Here is an 18,743-nt window from a genome sequence, read left to right on the forward strand (position 1 = left end):
ACTACAACACCTCATATACAGTGTCTATACAACCTGCGCATGCTGGGCATACTTGTTTTCCGTTGCAATACTTTAAGTGTTCAGAAGTTGGGTGCGCAATAATCTTATGCGAACGAACTGCCGCAGCAGCATAGCAAACGCGCGAAATCATAGTAAGAGACCATTTTGCACTTTGGTTTAATGATGTAAACGACTGCCAAGCGCTTTCGCTTACATTTTCTGGACAATTCTTCGCAATATCGTCAAGATGCGGACAATCTAACAATCTTGCCATATTTTTGAATCCAACTCGTAACTCAAGCGGATTATTATTTAAAGCATTTTTTACGCAAAGCGGCGGCTGATACACGTTTTCAGCAACGTTATGATCTTGAGCAGGATAATCGTTCTTAGCAACGTGAAATAGAATACTTCGCGAAATAATCGGCGCATTCGACGCATCAATAAGAGGTTTCTCATCAGAAAAAAGTAAAGCAAGCTGGTAGCAAACTAGCTGCAAATCGTTAAAAACTCCGCTTGCTGTTAAAGGCTTTCCTGTTTTATAGTCCAGTAAGCGAATATGCTCGGAACCATCTGAATTAATGCGCTTTTCCATGCGATCAATTCGACCGTGAATATGTACTTGCATATCTTCACTTGCGCCATCCGGCCATCCTCCAACTAAAGCACCCATCAATTCGTAGCAATCATGCGTAGTAACGGTTTGCAAATTTGCATTCTTAAAAGTATTGTTCAATACGCGAGCAATATCATTAAATCCAAAATGCGCGCTTGTTTGCAATTCGCAATACGCTTGTTGCAATCTACCTATGCTACTTTCTAAAGATTTTTCGCTTTTTGTAAGAGATTCTAATATGCCGTTTTCTGACTTTTTTGAGTTAAGCGCATATGTTGATTGATCGTAAGAAGTGACAAAATATTGCGCAATTGCATGTAACGCACGTTTAATATTCTTCTCACGCGCAAGAGCCGAATAATGCTCCTTACTATCTCGAATATCTGCAAGTTCAGGCGCAATACTTAGGTAATACTTTTCCATAAGATTTGCGATTGCGTTACTGCGGCGCACAAGCGGAGAGTAGGGAGAATAGTCGGCTGAATTATTCGCGACTTCGGCTGAATTATTCGCTGTTTCAGTTTCATCAACTTCAGTTTCTGGCATATCGTAATGCTGATTTTCGCTTGCCCATCTTGCAGTTTCGTGAATGAGCGTGCCAAAATACGTTGCTGCACTGCCGGGTTGAGGACCTAAAAGCTGACGATTTAGCAATCCGCACACAGGGCATGCCCACAAACTATCTACAGCTGAAGGAGACAAGCTTACAACAGAACTAGCTTTTTTAGCAGAGCCAGCTTTTTCATTGTTTTTTTCATTGTCTTTTTCAACAGAAGATTTTTTATCAACATAGTCATCGACATCGCTCATAAAATCCCACTCAAAAGGATCAGCGCAAAATACTCCATTTTCTTTAAGTAATTGCAACGTTTGAGCAGCGTCAATAATCGCATTTCTAGACTTACTATTCTCACTATTGGAACTATTTGCAATATCGGAACTACTTGCACTATCTGCACTATCTGCATTACCTACACTATTTCCAAACTCTTCTTTCATAGAAGAAGCACGCAAAATTTGCGAACGAGCAGCACACACTAGTCCACGAGCATCCATATCTAAACCGGCAAAAGGTGTAGTAAATTCCGTAAAAGGCGTGCGCGAATTTTCATTATTGTAGTATCTTTCAGGCAAATAATAATAAAGAAAGTCGCTTGGCACAGCACTATCGCTATATTGCGCGCTTATATACAAACGCTCTGTTGCGCGCGTAATAGCTAACAAAAAACTGCGCTGTTCCGAAGCAAAAACTGCAGATTTATCATTATTCGAAAGAAGTGACGCATTCACAGTCAATTTAGAAGCAGAAATCTTAGAATGCAAAATAATATTCGCTAAACTTTCTGCGCCAAACATAGTGCTACGAGAAGCAAGATTTGGCCACACACGTTGTTGCAAAGTAGGCATCCACACAAGATTCCAATGTTTTCCAACAGAACCAGCAGGAGTAGTAAGCGTTACAGCATCTGGAACAGGTGCTACTTTAGCAAGAGAATCAGCTTCAATTTCCATGCCACGAACTTGAGCTATAAAATCTGCAATACTTACAACATTTTCTTGTCTAAAAGTATCGTCAAACGTATTCATTGAAGAAATATCAGAAGAAACATATGAAGAAACATAATCAAAAAGACGCATTGCAGCATCCAAGCGATCGTTGGCTCGATAACCTTCCGAATTATGCTGTAAAGACATACGCTGCCAACGCTCAGCAACATGACAAATATTCCAAGCCTCACCAAGAGCGTATTGAGCATTACTCAAATCAGGATTATTGCGCATACGAGAAGCGAGAATTTGCACGTTTTTCCACAGTTTTACAAAAGCTGCAACGTGCGGATTTCGAGGAGCCATATTCTGCAATATTTGCAACACTGTAGAATCATCATCTATAGAACGTGCAACATCTGCTACACAAAGCAAATAGCACGCATCGAGAGATAATGGCATAAGATCATTTGAACTGCCATCAATACGACTATTATCAACCAAAATTTGAGATTCAACGTACGCCTTGCTTTGCGCATCATGAAGCGAATTTTGCAACAAATCCCAGTTATGAACAAGATTTCGCAAAGGAGCATTAGATTCAAAGTTCTTGTTCTTTTCACCATTTTGCTCAATTAAAACAGCCGAAAGAGAAGAAAGAGAACGCATAAGCAAATCTACAGAATATAACTTCGCAGGTATTTCAACGTCTAAATCACCGTAAAATCCAGAATCACTTTTAGTAATCGCGGAAAGCGGACTATCCATAATATTCTGAACTCGCAAACGCACCCACGAAGCCAAATTTTGCAAACTTCTACCATGTTTTACTTGCTCAACAATTCCAGAAAAACCGTGCTGCGCAAATTGAGCAAGTTCAATAAGCGCAAATAAACCTTGCACAAACGGCTCATCTTTTAATGGGCGAGTCACTGACGAGTATCGCACAGGAACCCCAGAAGCGCGAAGCTGCTCGCCAAAAAGACGAACAGTAGAATTGTCGTGCGCAATTAACGCCATATCGCTCCACTTGCGCTTATTATTTACGTGAGATTGCTTCATTTGCCAAATAACAGCATCTAATTCCTCGCGCTGTGAACGATATAACGCTGTAAAAACAGTGTCGTCTGAATTGAGATTAGAATTTTGGAGGGTTTCTATAGGCTCAATCGGTAAGGAGCCTACAAATTTTGGCATTTTCCAAGGGCGATTTGGGAGCGCAACATCTGTTTTATATTGCGAAGTAAGCGAAAGAGAAACGCGTGAAGCGAGCAATTCACGCATCGAAGGTGCTTGGGTATAATTTGCAAAAGTTGGATCTGCAGAATAATTTTTAGAAAAATCGGCAGAATCGTCGGAAGAATTTTCGCAAGAATCAGCAAAACCCGTATATTCTAAAGTTTGCTCAGCAGCATTCAACTCATCCAAAGCTGCAGAAATTGCATAATCCGGGTACGCTCCTCTAAACGATTGCACAGATTCATCCGGATTCGCAAGCAAAACTAAACGCGTGCCAATCTTCGACAAAGTCTCAATAAAACTCAAACCAGCCAAAGTAATATCTTGATAATCATCGACTACAAGAAGAGCTGGAATTTCAGAAGAATTTACTAAACCATGCTCTCCTAATTCGCGCGCAGATTTTGCACCCTCAACCAACAGTTGCGAAGCGTCAAGTCGGAAAGAATACTTATAAGTGTCGGCAATTATTTTTCGATATTCAGCACGCAAAGCAAACGCCAAACGCCATTGAGTTAATCTACGTTTAATAAGCACAGACGTTTGTAAAATATCACTATTATTGGCGTAAGATTGCTCGTCACTAAGAGCGCGAAGAACTGAATTTTCGCTTTCAAAATCGCTAATACCAAGCTCATCTAAACGAGCGAGCATATCGCGCAATTGATGCATAAAAGCGTTGTTAATATCGAATCTATCTGCCAAAAATTCTGGAGAAGAAGAAGTTGATTGAGCAACCGGAGTCGCGGAAGGCGCAGAAGGCACTGAAGCGGCGGAAACTGCGCAAGTTAATGGAACAACCCATTGAGACGTTTCAAAATAATCCTTAAAAAGCGCGCATATATTGCAATCACCATTATCTCCACGCATAACATGCTCAATGTGTGCGCGCAAAACTTTACGAAGCAAAGAATCCTGCTCAGCACCATTTAGCAGCTTAGGCGAAGGATTATTCTTTAACTTACAGCAAGCAGAAATGATAGTAAAAGCCAAAGAAGCCAAAGTGCCAACTGGACGAGACTGCTTACTTACACCAATTTGGCGAATAATAATATTGTCAATTTTTGAAGCAAGAACACGATTTTGCACAGCCATTGCAGTAACATTATGCGACCAACGCTTATAGCCGGAAATTGCTGCGCGCACAGCAAACTGCGTTTTACCAGTATTCGGCGCACCATACACAAGCAACGCATTAGTCACATTGCCAGAAGAATTGCGTAACGTACCGTCAAATAATGCTTGTAATGCAGTATCCTCACTCATACGTTTAATTCTAGCAATTAGGCAATAGTGGCGCGCAACAATACTATTCTTTTAATATTGCACGAGCGCGAGCATCCTTAAGCGCAAGAAATACACTGCCGACACCAATAAAAATAAGAGTAAACACAATTAACAAATACGCAACTCCAACGCCCAAAGTAGTGGCATTAAAAGTTTGCGGTGCGAAGCCGAACCAGCCAGCAGGAGCGCCATAATTGAGGAAATTATAAGGCGCGCGCATTGCATGAACACCCCAACGAACACCAGCAAACTCGCTAAGCATAGCAGCATAAGCAACATAAGCAAGAGGCGGAACAGTAGAAACATACAAATGTGCGCGAGTAGAGTGGAAACGATAATCAAAAAGCACAAAATCAGCGATTGCAAGAAGCGGCGCAACTGCGTGAACGCAAAGGCTGCTGCATCCGTTATTCATGTAAGCGCCAACGAAACCAAGCTTATTGGTAGGTGCTAAGAAACACAGGTACAAAGTGAATGTGACAGCAATTGAGATAGTCATCATGAATTTGAAAATGTACCAAGCGTTGGATTTTGAGTCGAACCATGCGCAAGATGCTGCGGAATCTTGCTGCGATGCTGAATCTACAGAATTACGAGCACGCATAAACGCAGCTGTATCAAGCAAAAGCGATCCAGCAAGAGCTACGCAAATCATCAGGTTAGAAAGATTCGTAAAATAAGTGAAGGTCATTAAGCCTTCCCACGAAGCAGCCATACCATAAACAGATGCGATGATTGCAATCGCACGTATTGCTGTGCGCGTCGCGTATTCGCGCGCTGTGAGCGGAGTCTTTTGTTCTAGCATGGAATCGTTTGCCATGTTATCTCGCTTTCGTAACTTCTATAATCTACTTATTGTTTACTTATATTTATGTTTACCATACTTATGGTTACACAGTTGCAAGCGAAAATATGTAGAAGAAGTTGCAAAAATGCGGCGCGATTTTTGTAGATTCCTGCAAGCGCTGCGAAACGTCGGGAATTTTCCAGCAAATGCTCCACGAAACTACCAACCAGAGACACGAACGCAGAACACAAACTGCACCAGCGTCCCAAAACAAACAAAATCAGACACTAGCGCAGAAACCCATCTGCATCAGTGTCCCAAAACAAGCAAAATCAGACACTCACGCAGAAGAAAGTAAGTCACGAACAAAAGATATAGTCGAAGGATGGTTCGGAGTGCGCATTTGCCGCAAAATCGCGGGCGGCGCTGAGATTACATCCGTAAAACCTGATCTAGATAGTGCTAGCGAAGGGAAACATTATGACAACATGCAACACTGAAAAAACAACTAACTGCAACGAAGCAAACGAATACTGCACAAGCTCAACAACGCAAGTCGACACATGCTTCTCTGTACGCGCACGCCGCCGCATGTTTCTTAACGACGTGCGTCAATGTATCGAACGCGTGCGCACACAGCAGCCACTCACCCATTGCATCACGAACGTAATCGTGCAAGACATTACAGCCAACGCACTACTCGCTGCAGGAGCGTCGCCGATTATGGTAACCGACCCAGAAGAAGCGCATGCACTTGCGCAAATTGCCACAGGCGTGCTCATAAACGTTGGCACATTCCATCAGCCAGAAACTTCCGAATACATGCGCGCAGCTGTTGAAGGATGCGAAAAAGCCGATACTCCGTGGGTGCTTGACCCGGTTGGAATCGGCGTTCCAGCACTTGCTCCACGCGCGCGCTTTATACACGAAATTATTAAGCACCACCCTACCGTAATTCGCGCAAACGCTTCCGAAATCATGGCGCTTGCAGGCAAAGAGAGCAACGGCAAAGGTGTGGATTCTCACGATAACGTGAACGATGCTCTTCAAGCCGCGCGCGAATTAGCAAAAAAGTACGGCTCAGTAGTGGCAATTTCTGGCGAAAAAGACGCGATTTACGCTCACGGTTGCTTAGCTCGCGTAACCGGCGGACATAAAACTATGACTAAAGTAGTTGGAACCGGTTGCGCTTTGGGAGCGTTGGTTGCAGCATACGTTGGCGCAAACCCGGAACGTCCGCTCGCAGCAACTGTTGCAGCACACGTGCACGCAGCAGCGGCTGGAACTTGGGCAGCTCGCCAAACCACAGCTCCCGGCACTTTCCGCACATTGTGGATGGATGCGCTTTCAACTCTTAGCGTAAACGACATGTTTAGTTTGACAAATATTGAGTTTACGGTGGAGCCTGTTGATTGGACACTGTATTTGGTAACGGATCCGCGCATGGGAAATCGCCCGGAAGAAGAAGTTGCAGTAGAGTCAGTTGAAGGCGGAGTTACAGTTGTGCAATTGCGCGATAAGTATTCCGACGACGCTGAAATTTCAGCAAAGGCGAAGAAGTTGCGTCATGCGCTTATTGATTCTGAGCACGGCGATGTGCCTGTATTCATAGACGATCATGTTGATTGCGCAGCTCAGCTTGGTTTCAACTTGCACGTTGGGCAAAAGGATACGCCGTTTGTTGAGGCTCGAAAAGCGATGCCGGCAGAGTGGATGGTTGGGCTTTCTTGCGCTCGACCGGATTTGATGGAGAAAGCTTACCGCGAGTGCAAAGAAAATGACGTTCCGCTGCCGGATGTGATTGGCATTGGTGCAGCTTTTGAAACACATACGAAAGCGCACGACGTGCCGCCGCTGGGAGTTGACGGAGTGAACGAAGTGGCGAAAGTTGCGCACTCTATGGGCGTAAAAACGTTAGCAATTGGCGGAATTCACGAGAACACAGTGTTCCCTATTCGAGGTCTTGAACTTGACGGAGTTTGCACAGTGTCGGCGCTTATGTGCGCTGAGGATGCTGGGAAAGTTGCGCGTGAGCTTAAAAGCGTGATTACTGAGTAAAGCGAACACGCAAGCATGTCGTCAGCGCACACAAAATGCAATCTGCGCCAGTAACAAAAAAACGCAAATATACGTTACTAACGCAGCGCGCCAATATCACGCAGTTTGCTGCAAGATTCGCACGGAGTGGTTTACAGGTCCATGACCGCGCTCGCCGCCGCGCCCAACATGTAATTCACTTCCAGAAGCAATCGCTTCTCGAAGCCACGCCGTTGACCATTCAAGTGCGCAAAGTACAGTATCGTGATCGCTCAAATTCTTTTCCTCGCGCAAAGCAAGCCCAATTTTCGTAGCAAGTGCGGAAGAAAGCGAGCAGCCAGTTCCGTGAGTTGTGCTTGTTTCAACTCGTTCGCTTGGTACGTGCCGCGCGTCACCATCCGGGAAAACCGCAGTATTTCCAACGTCTTCGCCAGTTAAGTGCCCACCTTTTACGATTACAACAACGCTATTTTTTGCAGCCAACTTGCGCGCCTGGTTGCAAGCTTCCTCAAAGTTTTCCGCAACTCGCGATTCGCTCAAAGCAGCCAATTCCGGCACGTTTGGCGTCACTACATCAACGCAACTTATAAAGTTTCGCATCGCATTTTCAGCACTCGCCTCAAGCAAGCGCTTCCCGGAAGTTGATATCATCACCGGGTCTAGAACACTTACAGGAACCGGGTTATCGCACATCCAGTCTCGCATTGCTTCAATATATTCTGTGCATCCAAGCATGCCGATTTTTAGTGCGTCAACTGTAACGTCGTCGTACACGCATGAAAGTTGAGTGCGGAAAAAGCTTACTGGCGGCGTGAATACTTCGCGCACTTCGCACGTGTTTTGCGCAACCAAATTAGTTGGTATGCACATGCCATAACCGCCTGCCGCCATAATTGACTTGAGATCTGCCTGTATTCCGGCTCCACCTGTTGGGTCTGTGCCAGCTATGCTTAGCACGCGCGGAATGATTGGGTCTGATTGCTGCATAGGCGATTGCGCATGCTGCAAGTCATGCTGTTTGCTTGATACTAGCGTCATAACTTTTATTATATTGCGTCGCAGGCGAATATAGTTTCATGAGAAAGTATAGTTTATATTACATTTTGTTTAACGTGGCGCGAGTTTCGGGGGATTTCTCTCCTCGCACGTCCCGTCCTTCGTGCGCTCTGGCTGCTAAAAGAGTTTAGTGTGTTCGCCTATCTTTAAAGAATGTAGCTTCTCAGTCCTCTTTTAGTGCTCGTAGAGAAATCCCCCAAACTCTGCGTGCTTAATGTTTAATAACCGTGCCTTATCGCAGAGATTTTTCGATTTTTCTTCTTCACTCGGTGAATCAGCAGCCTGCGGCTCTGACGTTCACCTCGTTCAGTGCGAAAAATCTCAAATCTCTACCACACTAATATCCACGCGACTGAATAACGCGCAATTAAGATGTATATAACCTATTGCGTCGCAGGCAAATATGTTTCGCGGGTGAGTTTGGACTTACGCAAACGCTATAAGTCCAAACTCATACGCATTTTACGCGTCAGCGTCGAAGCCACTTGAACTTGAACTTTGACTTGAGTTTGAAGAACGGCTTGCCGCTTCGAAGCACTTCTGCAGAAGCGTCGCAATGCTTGCTGTCAGTGAGTGCGCCGAATCCGTGACCACTAAGAACCGACCCAAGCCATCCGCGCCTACCGAACGCACCGGATGCCAAGAACAACGCCAACAGCACGCCAAATATGAAGCTGAACCATATTGCAGCTTGACCGCCGCTGTAAGGCAGAGCAACCGGACGAACCAAGTAACCAAAGCTGAAGTATCCGACTAAGTGGCCTCTGTTACCATTATCACCAAAGCCGTCGCTTTCATTGCTGGACTTATCTTTTGCGTGTCCATACAAAGCGTACTCAACTCCGTCACCGTCAGTCTTTAACTTCTTGAACGCCGCAGTATCCACGGAGCCATCTTTGCCCATTATTGACTTGCAGCTGTCAAAATCAGTTGCGCCGCCAGCCTTCTTGACTTTGCATGCAACCAGGCTAAAGTTGCTGAGATCACCGAAACTGTCGTAATCGTCGTGGACATCCGCAAACAGAGTCTTTCCACTCTCCTTGCTTTGAGACTTCGAAACTTTTCCGTCCTTGTATTCTACAGGATTACCCTTAACCGTGAGCTTAGCGTAGTCCTTCTCCTCCATCGTTACAACGTAAGGATTATTAGCATCCGCGTGACCACTGAGAAGCGATCCTGCAGTTGCAGCAAAAGTTGGCTTAACGTTATCAACAGGCACCAGGTACACAGGCATTACGAATTCGTAGTTGGCATCGTTATTCCAGCCGCCTTCTTTGCCTCGCGTTTTATGAGTATCACCAACCCAGCTATCGCCATATGTCATAATAACCGACAAACCATTATCTGGATTCTTAAGAACCTTATGACCAATTAAGTCAGATCCAATATTGCCAGACCTACCCCATGCGCCAACACCAGCGAAGTCGGTAAGCGAAAGACCAGTATTACTACTTTCAGACGTTACGCCAGAGCTATTAGGAATAGAATATCCACCGCCGGTACCGCCCTTTGAAATCATATCTATGACGTTTACATACCAAGTTTCTTCTTCAGCAGCAGCACCATTGTCGTTATCAGCGCCGTTAGCAGCACCGTTAGCACCAGACCTATGGTCTTCAGACGGATTATACGTATAGAAGTGCGTATTCCAATCAAAGCTGAAGCCGTTTCGACCTTTCTCACCATCAACCTTATCGCTACCTCTTACTTCTGGCAGCAAGGATGGCTGACAATCAGCAAACGCCCATTGACTTCCATCAACATAGTTTCCACACTCGTTTGCTGGGTGCAAAGTACTGTTACGCTTAAGCTTCAACGCATATTGCAAATCATTAAGCGTAAAGTTGCGCTTAGTTGAAGCATTATACAGATACAGAAGAGACTTCTTATCTTTCGAAAGAACGAATCCTGGATCATACGAACGCCCAGCTACGCGCAGAGCCTTACTATTATCTTTAGTTTCTTCGAAGCTGGTAGGCGCATCAGCTAAGTAGTCTGCAGCACCCTTACTATCGCCACCATGCTCACTATCTACGTTTTCAGGCGCGCGCAATCGCACAAATCGCGTAATCTTATTTTCTCGCGGATTTGGCACAAGCACGCGGCTTCTCCAGCCTCGAGTCATAACAGCTACGTCTTGTATATTCCCTACTTGGCGGCCACTATAGGTAGGCGGATTCAAAGGCTTATGCTCATCGTCCATAGCACTATAGTCATACTTCCTAAAAGTCACCATAGTTTTACCAGGCTCAAGCCTTGGATCCTCATTCGTAACGATTTCACTATCGTTTTGAAGCCAAATTCCCTTCTTTGGTTCGCCCGCAAAGTTGTTTTCACTGTGCAAATCCATTCGTATTGCGCGCTCCTCGTGACCGCTTAGCAGCATTGGGTGTATTTGCACTATTTGACGCTTCATAGTAACACCGAAGTACACACAGTCGGACGGCTTCTTCAAACCAGACCAGTTGTCTGCGCTCCAGTAATCCGGACGGCATACTTCGCTAGGCTTTTCTTTTGCGTAAGCCATTGGCAGCACGTCAAGAGTATCTTCTGAACTAGCGTCGTCTTTGTAAGAGTTTTTATCTTTTGCAGCACGACCTTTTGCAGCACGACCTTTTGCAGCGCGACCTTTTGCAGCACGCGTATTTCCGCTGTTTCTGCTATTTCCGCCGCTTCGATTACTTCCACCGCTTCTTGCAGTCTTATTTCCGTCTCTATTAAGCGAATCATCGGAAAGATCTTCAGGACTTCTAACACCAGGCATATACGTCCATGGGCCAACTTCAAGACGACTGCGTGCTCGAACCACGCTTCCTGGAGCTAAGAAACCACTAGGGAATGTTATAACAGCATTACCATCATTATCGTGATTAAGCGTTACTTCATTCGGCTTGAAAGTACCAGCGCATACACTCCACGATTTATCCCAGCACACGGAAATTGTTTTACCAATGCTGGTTTCCAAGTTAGTCTCATTTGAGTTTGCAGCAGAGCCAAAAAGACCATTACTAGTAACAGGTTTCTCAAGCTCTGAGGCAGGATGATAGTAAACTACCATTCTTTTAGCTCCATAGCCTGATTTAACGACAACTTTATAATCGCGGTTTTGTGAAGAACCATCTTTGCTGAGCCAGTCATCATACTTTGCAAATTCATTGCTTTTACCATCGTACGCAACAACAGATGGTTTCACCATGTCTGTCCACGTAGCCTTAAAGCATCCAACAACAGTTTTTGCACTTTGCTTTCCAGCACTATCCGTAGTTTCAGCATACATTGTAAATACAGTTTGCTTATTTACACTTGGATTTTCTAAATCTGTGCTTCTGTATTTTTCAACAAACCTTCTAAGCAAATGTTTATTTGTAACGCCGTTACTAACAAACTTCACCATCGGACTAGAAGTTTTACCACTAGAATCCTGAATATTATTCGCTTGAATATACACATTCAGATTATTAACCAGCACTTTACTGTTTATACTATTCGGGCACAAAGTGACGTATTGCTTATTAAATATACCGCCATGTTTCCACTCTCTTGTGCATTTGCCAGATTCGTAAGCATTGAAATCATCGTCTAGTTTTAATGCTGCAGGTAAATTAATCGTTGCATTATCAGCTTCATGCCAAGCTTTATTACCTGCATAAATTTTCTTATCAAGAGTAATAACATCATCATCAATTGTATTGCAGTTATTCACATCGCCGTTAATCATGCATCTTCCGTGAATATCCCACGGCTTACCGTCCCACTCCTGATAACTCTTCGCACTAATAGTCGGCTTCTCATTATCAACCGGCATAAACCACACGTTTATCACGTTCGTTGTGTTATCTGGCGTCTTACCAGGCTCACGAAGCAGAAGATCGTTCGTAACCTGACCATTATTCACATAAAGTTGCGCATGCATAAACGGCCTGTTATTTGCGTATCCCTCAGGCTTCGAAGTACCTTCACCGTACGCGTCGTAGTCGTTCATAGTGTCAACATCAATATTCTTAGTTATAATGTCGCCAATATTTTCGCCATCCGCTTGACCGTTCAGATCTTCACCGCCAGGCATAAGGAAGTCCTTGTGAATAGCATATTCACTAACATACTTATCTTCACCAGCATGCTGGCTACCCTTATTTTCAATAAGCCTATCTGTAATATGTACTTCACTTCCGTTTTTCATATTTACAGAAGCATTGTAAGAGAATGAAGAACGATCCATAATAAATTCTTTAGGCGTGTACTTCACTAAATTAAGCTTATTTCGCCACTGGCACGCACCTTCTTGCGCAACACCGTTATGAGCAGCAATAGACGCAGCGCATGTATTGTCACGCACAGCGTAACCTAATCCACCAGCAACAGCCATAGGGTACGAACCATTCCATGCATCAAATTGCTTATTATCCGCCGCACTCATAGGAGTTAGCGAAGGCTGCGGCTTACTTTCCTCTTGCGTATTTATGTTCGGCGTACCTTTTACAAGCTTTAGCACATCCTGAAGGTTTAACGCCTTACCATTGCCGCCCTTGCGGTATGAGTTTATGTTCCACTTGTACACAAAGTATTGCGTGCCAAACTTCTGATTTCCATGCAAGCCGTTTTGCGGCCCGTCAAATCCAGGATCGTTTCGCCCGTCAACACTTTTCTTGTTGTTGTCTACTAATCCCCACGTATAGTCCTTGCGCATATCAACGAAGCGCGTCACCTTATGCTCAATCGGGTTAAGCGTAGTCTCGTCATCAGCTTCCAACTTTTGGAAAGAAAGAGTCTTTATAGCGTACAGCATTTCGTTAAGTTTATGTTTCTCATCTAGCTCGCCAATACCAGTAACGCCATCTAAGCACAGCTTCCACTGCTGATCCTTCGCAGTATTGCATGAGTATTTAGGCTTATCTTCACCATAAGCATACTTTGCTTGAGTAGTTTTCGGCTTAAAGCCACTGTCGTACTGGTCGTAAGTATCGTACTTCTTTTGCCCTTTAACGCCAATTTCTTCCTTGCGGTAACCGAAAATTCGCTCGTTACGCTTATCGTGTCTCATCCAAGAAAGCATTGCCACGATTTCGTTATTATTAAGCTCAAACGGGTTCACTTGCACTAAGCCGTTTGGCCACGCAATATCGAGCGGAAGCGGGTCAGATTCTTCGTAATCCTGAAGATTGCCTGGCTCCATAAGCTTCCAAAGTTTATCTTGACGCCAATCTGGATTATTTTCCGGCACAGAGTAAGTGTCTACGTAAATTCTCGAACCAATTTCTGCAAAGTATTCCGGAATCGTAATATTTCCAGTTACAGGATCAAAAGTTATTTCGCACCTGTCGCCGCCGTTAGCAGTGCAACCCTTGATATGATCTCCAAGCTTTGCTGTAAGAATGCGCTTACTAAATTCTTTACGCCAATCATCGTTACTTTTCGCAGTTTTTTTAGCAGAACGATCTTCTCCTTCAGCATCTCGATCCTGACCCTTAGATTCTTCTGACTTAGCATCTTCAGAATCCTTGACGTTCTTAGAGTCCTTGCTATCGTTACTGACTTTATTATCTTTGCTTGCGCTACCGTTTTCTGCAGTATTAGCAGAATCACTCTGCTTGTTACCATCACTTACTTCAGGTTTTTGTACTTCAGATTTCTGAGTATTCGCATTCTTAGAAGAATCACCTTCGTTTAGCACAGCAAATCTTACTTTACTGCGCTTTCCAGGAGCATTGCGCTTTTTAGAATTCTTCTTAGAACTATTCTTAGCTGTCTTATTCTTAGAATTCTTCTTAGTATCCTTCTTGGTTGCTTTTGAAATCTTCAAGGAAGCAGGCTTGTTGCTAGTTTGAGGCTTATTAGCTTGCTCATCCTGCTGATTTTGGGTAGAGTTCTCCCTTGGTTTGGCATTATCAGTTTTTTCGCTATCAGCTTTAGCTTTATTGTCAACTTTCGCCTTACCGTCAGCCGACTTGCCGTCAGCCGACTTGCCGTCAGCCGACTTGCCGTCAGCTGCCTTGTCATCAACTGCATCTCTGTCCTCTAAAGCAGCTCTATCCTCAGCAGCTCTAGACCCATCCGGGCTTGCAGCATCATTATTGTGATTAAAAGTATTAACCTGATGCCAAAGATCAGTCTTCTTATTACCGTCTCGCTGAATAACAATGCCGTAGCAACTGCCATCATTTGGACACAGCTTATCGTAGTTATGATCCTTCCTAGGCTTTTCCTTACCGCGCGCCCAAATCCTAACCATAATCGAGCGCACGCGCTTATCTTCATCCCAAGGATTCACTCGCCCAACATAATGTCCATTCGGCTTCTTATCCCACCAAACGTTTGGCAAACCATAACCAGGAGATACAATAATCAGCTTAATTTTCTTTATTACGGAATTACCTGCAGCATCCCAACCATGGAATATCAAATCATGCACACCGTGATTTCTATTCTGATCGCCCACTAATACTGTAGGAGAACCATCATCTTTAGAATTTTTGCTGTTAGTAACCCAGCCAACTTGATCCGTCTTACTATCAAATTCACCATTTTTATGAATGAATTGATCGTAGCTTATTGTAGTAAAATCGCCGCAACCGCGAGTATCGCAATCATTCTTTTTGTCACGCGGAGTGGTAATCATATCGAAATCATTGCGCACAACAACTTTTTTACTATCAAAGAATCTCTTATTTTTATCGTTAGTAAAGTAGTCGGTAGCTTCCTGCGGCTTTACGCCAAGCAAAATCCTCTTATCGTCATGACCTTTAACCCAGAACTTAATTTTGCTATTAACAGGAATCTTCAAACCATCAGCTGGAGCATCAACAGGATTTCCATTATTCACGCTCACTTTTACATCCAACGTTGGCTTCTCGTAATCAACATACGGGAATACAACAGGTATAACAGTAGTCGAGTTATCCCAGAACGTAATCTTTACGTACTTTACAAACACGTAATTTGGCAAAACTTTAGGATTCTTGCCATCTTGCAGCTGAGCACTATACTTGTTGCGCATCCAAGTTCTGTAAATACGCTTGATTTTAGCCAAGACTTTGTCTTGCAAGTCTTTCTTTACAGGATCTCCAGGCTTCAACTCCTTACCGTCATCGCCCGTCTTAGGAGCATCTTTTACAAACCAAACATTACGCTTAGTAGCATTTTGCGCTTTAGGCCAGCATTCAGGCATGCTGTCTTCACGATCCTCACCCATAGCTGCACGATCGTTGTTTGCAGCGGAATTATCGTCACTATCTATGGATCTAAATGAAATAGAAGACCTAGACTGACCGTTAATTTTATCCTTGTATTCGTCAAGAATCTTAGAATGACCGCAAGGATTTACAACGCTAACAATAGGCACTTTAGCAGCAACGCTTAAATCAGCATCCTGAAGAGTGTTCGAGCGAGGCTCATCACCCCACTTATTCGTCCACTCAGCTTTATAAACAGCAAGATTCTTAAGCGGAGTATTAGAATCTCCATCCGGATTATTAGTCAAATAGTTAGCATCAAGCGGATAATCGTTTGTCTTAGAGCCCTTCTTCTGCTTTATGGAACCATACCTATGCCTTGAACCATACTCATCTTTATTAACAGGCGGGAACAAGTTAGGATCGAAAGCCATTACCTGCCTATACAAATCAGAACGCTTGCCAACAAAATTCACAAACCCAGCATTATTATCACGATTATCAATAATAAGAGGATTAGGAAGCGGCTGATCGTAAGAATAATACTTAGGAGTCTTGTTATTTTCGTCATATTCCTCAGTTTGCAAAGGCTTAAACACGTCTGCTTGCGTAATAACCCTATACCACAAATCCTGAGTTTCACTCATATGATACGTTCTATCGTTATATCTAAGCTCAAGCTTATGCCTACCAGGCTCTGAATCCTTCGTATTATGGTCGTTCATACCTGGATTACGGAACCACTGATTGCCTCGAGCATAGCCGTTATTCGGGGAATAATAATCAGGCAATAAGCGTATATCTTGGTTCTCGTTCATAAGATATGAAGTTCCCAAAGGCTGATTTACTATTCCAAGCAACACACTAGAGAATGAAATATGCCTGTGCTCAAGATAATTACCACTGTCACTGTTGTACGGACCCAAACCAGTACCCTTAAGGAAGTGGTATCTAGGAGCCTGAATATCCATAATTCGCGGCGCACCATACCACTGCTGATGCATTACAGTGTACATGTAGAAGTTAGCGTCACGACCAAAATTAGTCATGGAATATTTACTGGCTTTAGTAACACCAAACGGGTCAGTAGCACCATAAAAACCTTGGCTCTTTCTCTTACCATAGTAAGATCCTGCAGCGTAGAAGAATGAAAAGTTTTCGCAACCCGTGCCATCACCCACGTTATTAGAAGAGCAATATGAGTTGTTTTTAGTCGTAGAAGTTGTAGTAGTGAAGTGAATCTTATACGTATAAGCAATCTCGCCAGACTTAATATTGTTCACAAAACTAAATACGCGCTGCGTGTCATCTTTTATAGATCTATAAAGATTTTGCACGAGAGCAACATAAGCAGGACTATAGCCTCTGTTATAGCTTCCTTCAACTTTAGGAACAACTTTAAGATCGCCTTCATCCAAAGCACCATAGCTACTGGATCTAATGCAGTCCAAACCTTGACCATCACGGCACCAACCAATAGCGTCAGAACTACCCAAATCCTCAGTTGTTACAGCATCCGGAAGGATCCTAGAATAATTGCCATTCTTACTGTCGTCAGTGCCGCGCATCTTATTCCAAGCTGCGACTAAGTCATCTCCAGAATCAAAATCGTTACCGTCAGTTTTAATGCTGCATAAACCGTTAGGATTATCCCACGAGAATGAGCAGGTTTCGCGAGGAGGATTATTATTGCCTTGATTCTTCTTATACAAAGCAGTAGCTTCCCTGCCACTGTAAAGAACACGCTGAATATACTGCCTTCCGCCTTCGCTACCCTTGTCTAGAATCTGACCTTTTGGAATCGTAAAGTAATCAAGAGCAGCACCAGCGCCTTGAGTACGGCCGCCAGCGTTAAAAATAATATCCCACACGAAGCCACCACCGGAAAGCTTAGGGGTGCGCTTTACAAACACGAAATCTGCAGTATCATCTATAGGCAAGTTAATTCTGTCGACGCCGGAACCCTTATGGTTAAAGGCCATGTTGCGTAAACGGCCCATAATAAAAGTGCCCTTAGGATACGGAGTAAAGTAAGTTGCGCCGTAATGATCCGTGCCAGAAGGATCTTCAGGTACAGAACCGTTTTCGTAGTGGCCGCGAGGTCTCGTTGCTGCACTAGCAAATTGGTCGCTAGATTCCAAGTTGTATCCAAGGCTATTAACATCCAAATCGTGACCGTTCGTAGCGCGCAAACCAGCACCATCGCCGTCAGTAGTAATGCATGCGCCTAAAGCGTAATCCTTGTTACATCCAGGGCGATACACTTCGTAAGATTCACGAGCTGAGTAATTCTTAGCGTCGCGGTTTTGCGCTTTTGCTCTTTCTTCTTCTGCAGCGCGCTCAAAAAGTGACTTTGGTTGAGATCCGAACGGAGAACCAAATGGAGAATCAAATTGAGAACCAAATGGAGAAGCAAACGGAGAAGCAAACGGCACGCCTGCGCCAGAGCCTGCAGAAGGATTAAAAGATTGAGAGAGTAGATTCCCTGAATCTACAGATCCTTGTGAATTGTCGAAACTCTGTAACGCAGAAGACTGAGATGATGCAGATAAGTCTGGATTAGAGTCTGGATTATTAGAATTAGAGTTAGAATCAGACTTTGGATCAGACTTTGTGGAATTATTTGCGGAATTATTAGCACTATCCAAAGCAACTGCGGTTTCAGCAGTAATGCAAATAGGTAGCAACATTGCTACCGAAAGAGAGCAAACAAGAACAGTTTTAAGAGCAGTGGCAAAAGAGCTACTGAACGCACGATATGCAAAAACAGACTCGCGTTTAGATGAGCGTTTATTCACGCAATTAGCTATACGATCATCCAAACGATTAGACACACGACTAGCTAAACGCTCAACCGCGCTCTTAGCCACACGGTACATATTCTGAGTCGTACGTTTAGCTACACGAGTTGCGCATTGAGTCAATTGACCTATACGAACAAGAACGTTTAGCATAATCGTCCAAATACTCTTCATTGTTTCCACCTGTTTTGCATTGTTTTAAACTGCTTTGCGTCGCCCCCACGGCACCACAAGTTTGTTATTAAGTTTTTCTATTAAGTTTT

Annotated in this window: 5 protein-coding genes and 1 riboswitch; of the genes, 1 reads left to right on the top strand and 4 read right to left on the bottom strand. The window is 43.9% G+C overall.

The window, feature by feature from the left end:
- Nucleotide 1: 1 nt before the first annotated feature.
- Together HXT44_RS05900 and HXT44_RS05905 are read right to left on the bottom strand one after the other, a co-directional pair.
- Nucleotides 2-4,609 (bottom strand): PD-(D/E)XK nuclease family protein, encoded by a 4,608-nt coding sequence (locus tag HXT44_RS05900; protein WP_421782789.1) that lies wholly within the window; start codon nt 4,607-4,609, stop codon nt 2-4.
- Between the two features lie 43 nt (nt 4,610-4,652).
- Complete coding sequence (locus HXT44_RS05905) at nt 4,653-5,450, bottom strand: hypothetical protein (RefSeq protein WP_012914431.1); 798 nt, start codon at nt 5,448-5,450, stop codon at nt 4,653-4,655.
- Between the two features lie 348 nt (nt 5,451-5,798).
- Nucleotides 5,799-5,908, top strand: a riboswitch (TPP riboswitch).
- On the opposite strand from HXT44_RS05905, the gene thiM reads away from it, so the two are divergent.
- Nucleotides 5,898-7,475: a hydroxyethylthiazole kinase gene (gene thiM, locus HXT44_RS05910; protein WP_033888471.1), complete on the top strand. Its 1,578-nt coding sequence runs from the start codon at nt 5,898-5,900 to the stop codon at nt 7,473-7,475. It overlaps the preceding riboswitch by 11 nt.
- A 96-nt stretch (nt 7,476-7,571) precedes the next feature.
- On the opposite strand, the gene thiD is transcribed toward thiM, so the two are convergent.
- Complete coding sequence (gene thiD, locus HXT44_RS05915) at nt 7,572-8,492, bottom strand: bifunctional hydroxymethylpyrimidine kinase/phosphomethylpyrimidine kinase (protein WP_421782791.1); 921 nt, start codon at nt 8,490-8,492, stop codon at nt 7,572-7,574.
- 487 nt (nt 8,493-8,979) lie between these two features.
- Nucleotides 8,980-18,654, bottom strand: a complete 9,675-nt coding sequence (locus HXT44_RS05920; protein ID WP_421782793.1) for a hypothetical protein — start codon at nt 18,652-18,654, stop codon at nt 8,980-8,982.
- Between the last annotated feature and the right edge of the window lie 89 nt (nt 18,655-18,743).

Origin of the sequence: Gardnerella sp. DNF01198P (assembly GCF_049244165.1) — a bacterium.
In the GTDB taxonomy this organism is placed as follows: domain Bacteria; phylum Actinomycetota; class Actinomycetes; order Actinomycetales; family Bifidobacteriaceae; genus Bifidobacterium; species Bifidobacterium swidsinskii.

Bases quoted from the DNA above. Each gene is read 5' to 3' on its own strand.
- HXT44_RS05900 (WP_421782789.1), bottom strand. From the start codon at position 4,609: ATGAGTGAGGATACTGCATTACAAGCATTATTTGACGGTACGTTACGC.
- HXT44_RS05905 (WP_012914431.1), bottom strand. From the start codon at position 5,450: ATGGCAAACGATTCCATGCTAGAACAAAAGACTCCGCTCACAGCGCGC.
- thiM (WP_033888471.1), top strand. From the start codon at position 5,898: ATGACAACATGCAACACTGAAAAAACAACTAACTGCAACGAAGCAAAC.
- thiD (WP_421782791.1), bottom strand. From the start codon at position 8,492: ATGACGCTAGTATCAAGCAAACAGCATGACTTGCAGCATGCGCAATCG.
- HXT44_RS05920 (WP_421782793.1), bottom strand. From the start codon at position 18,654: ATGAAGAGTATTTGGACGATTATGCTAAACGTTCTTGTTCGTATAGGT.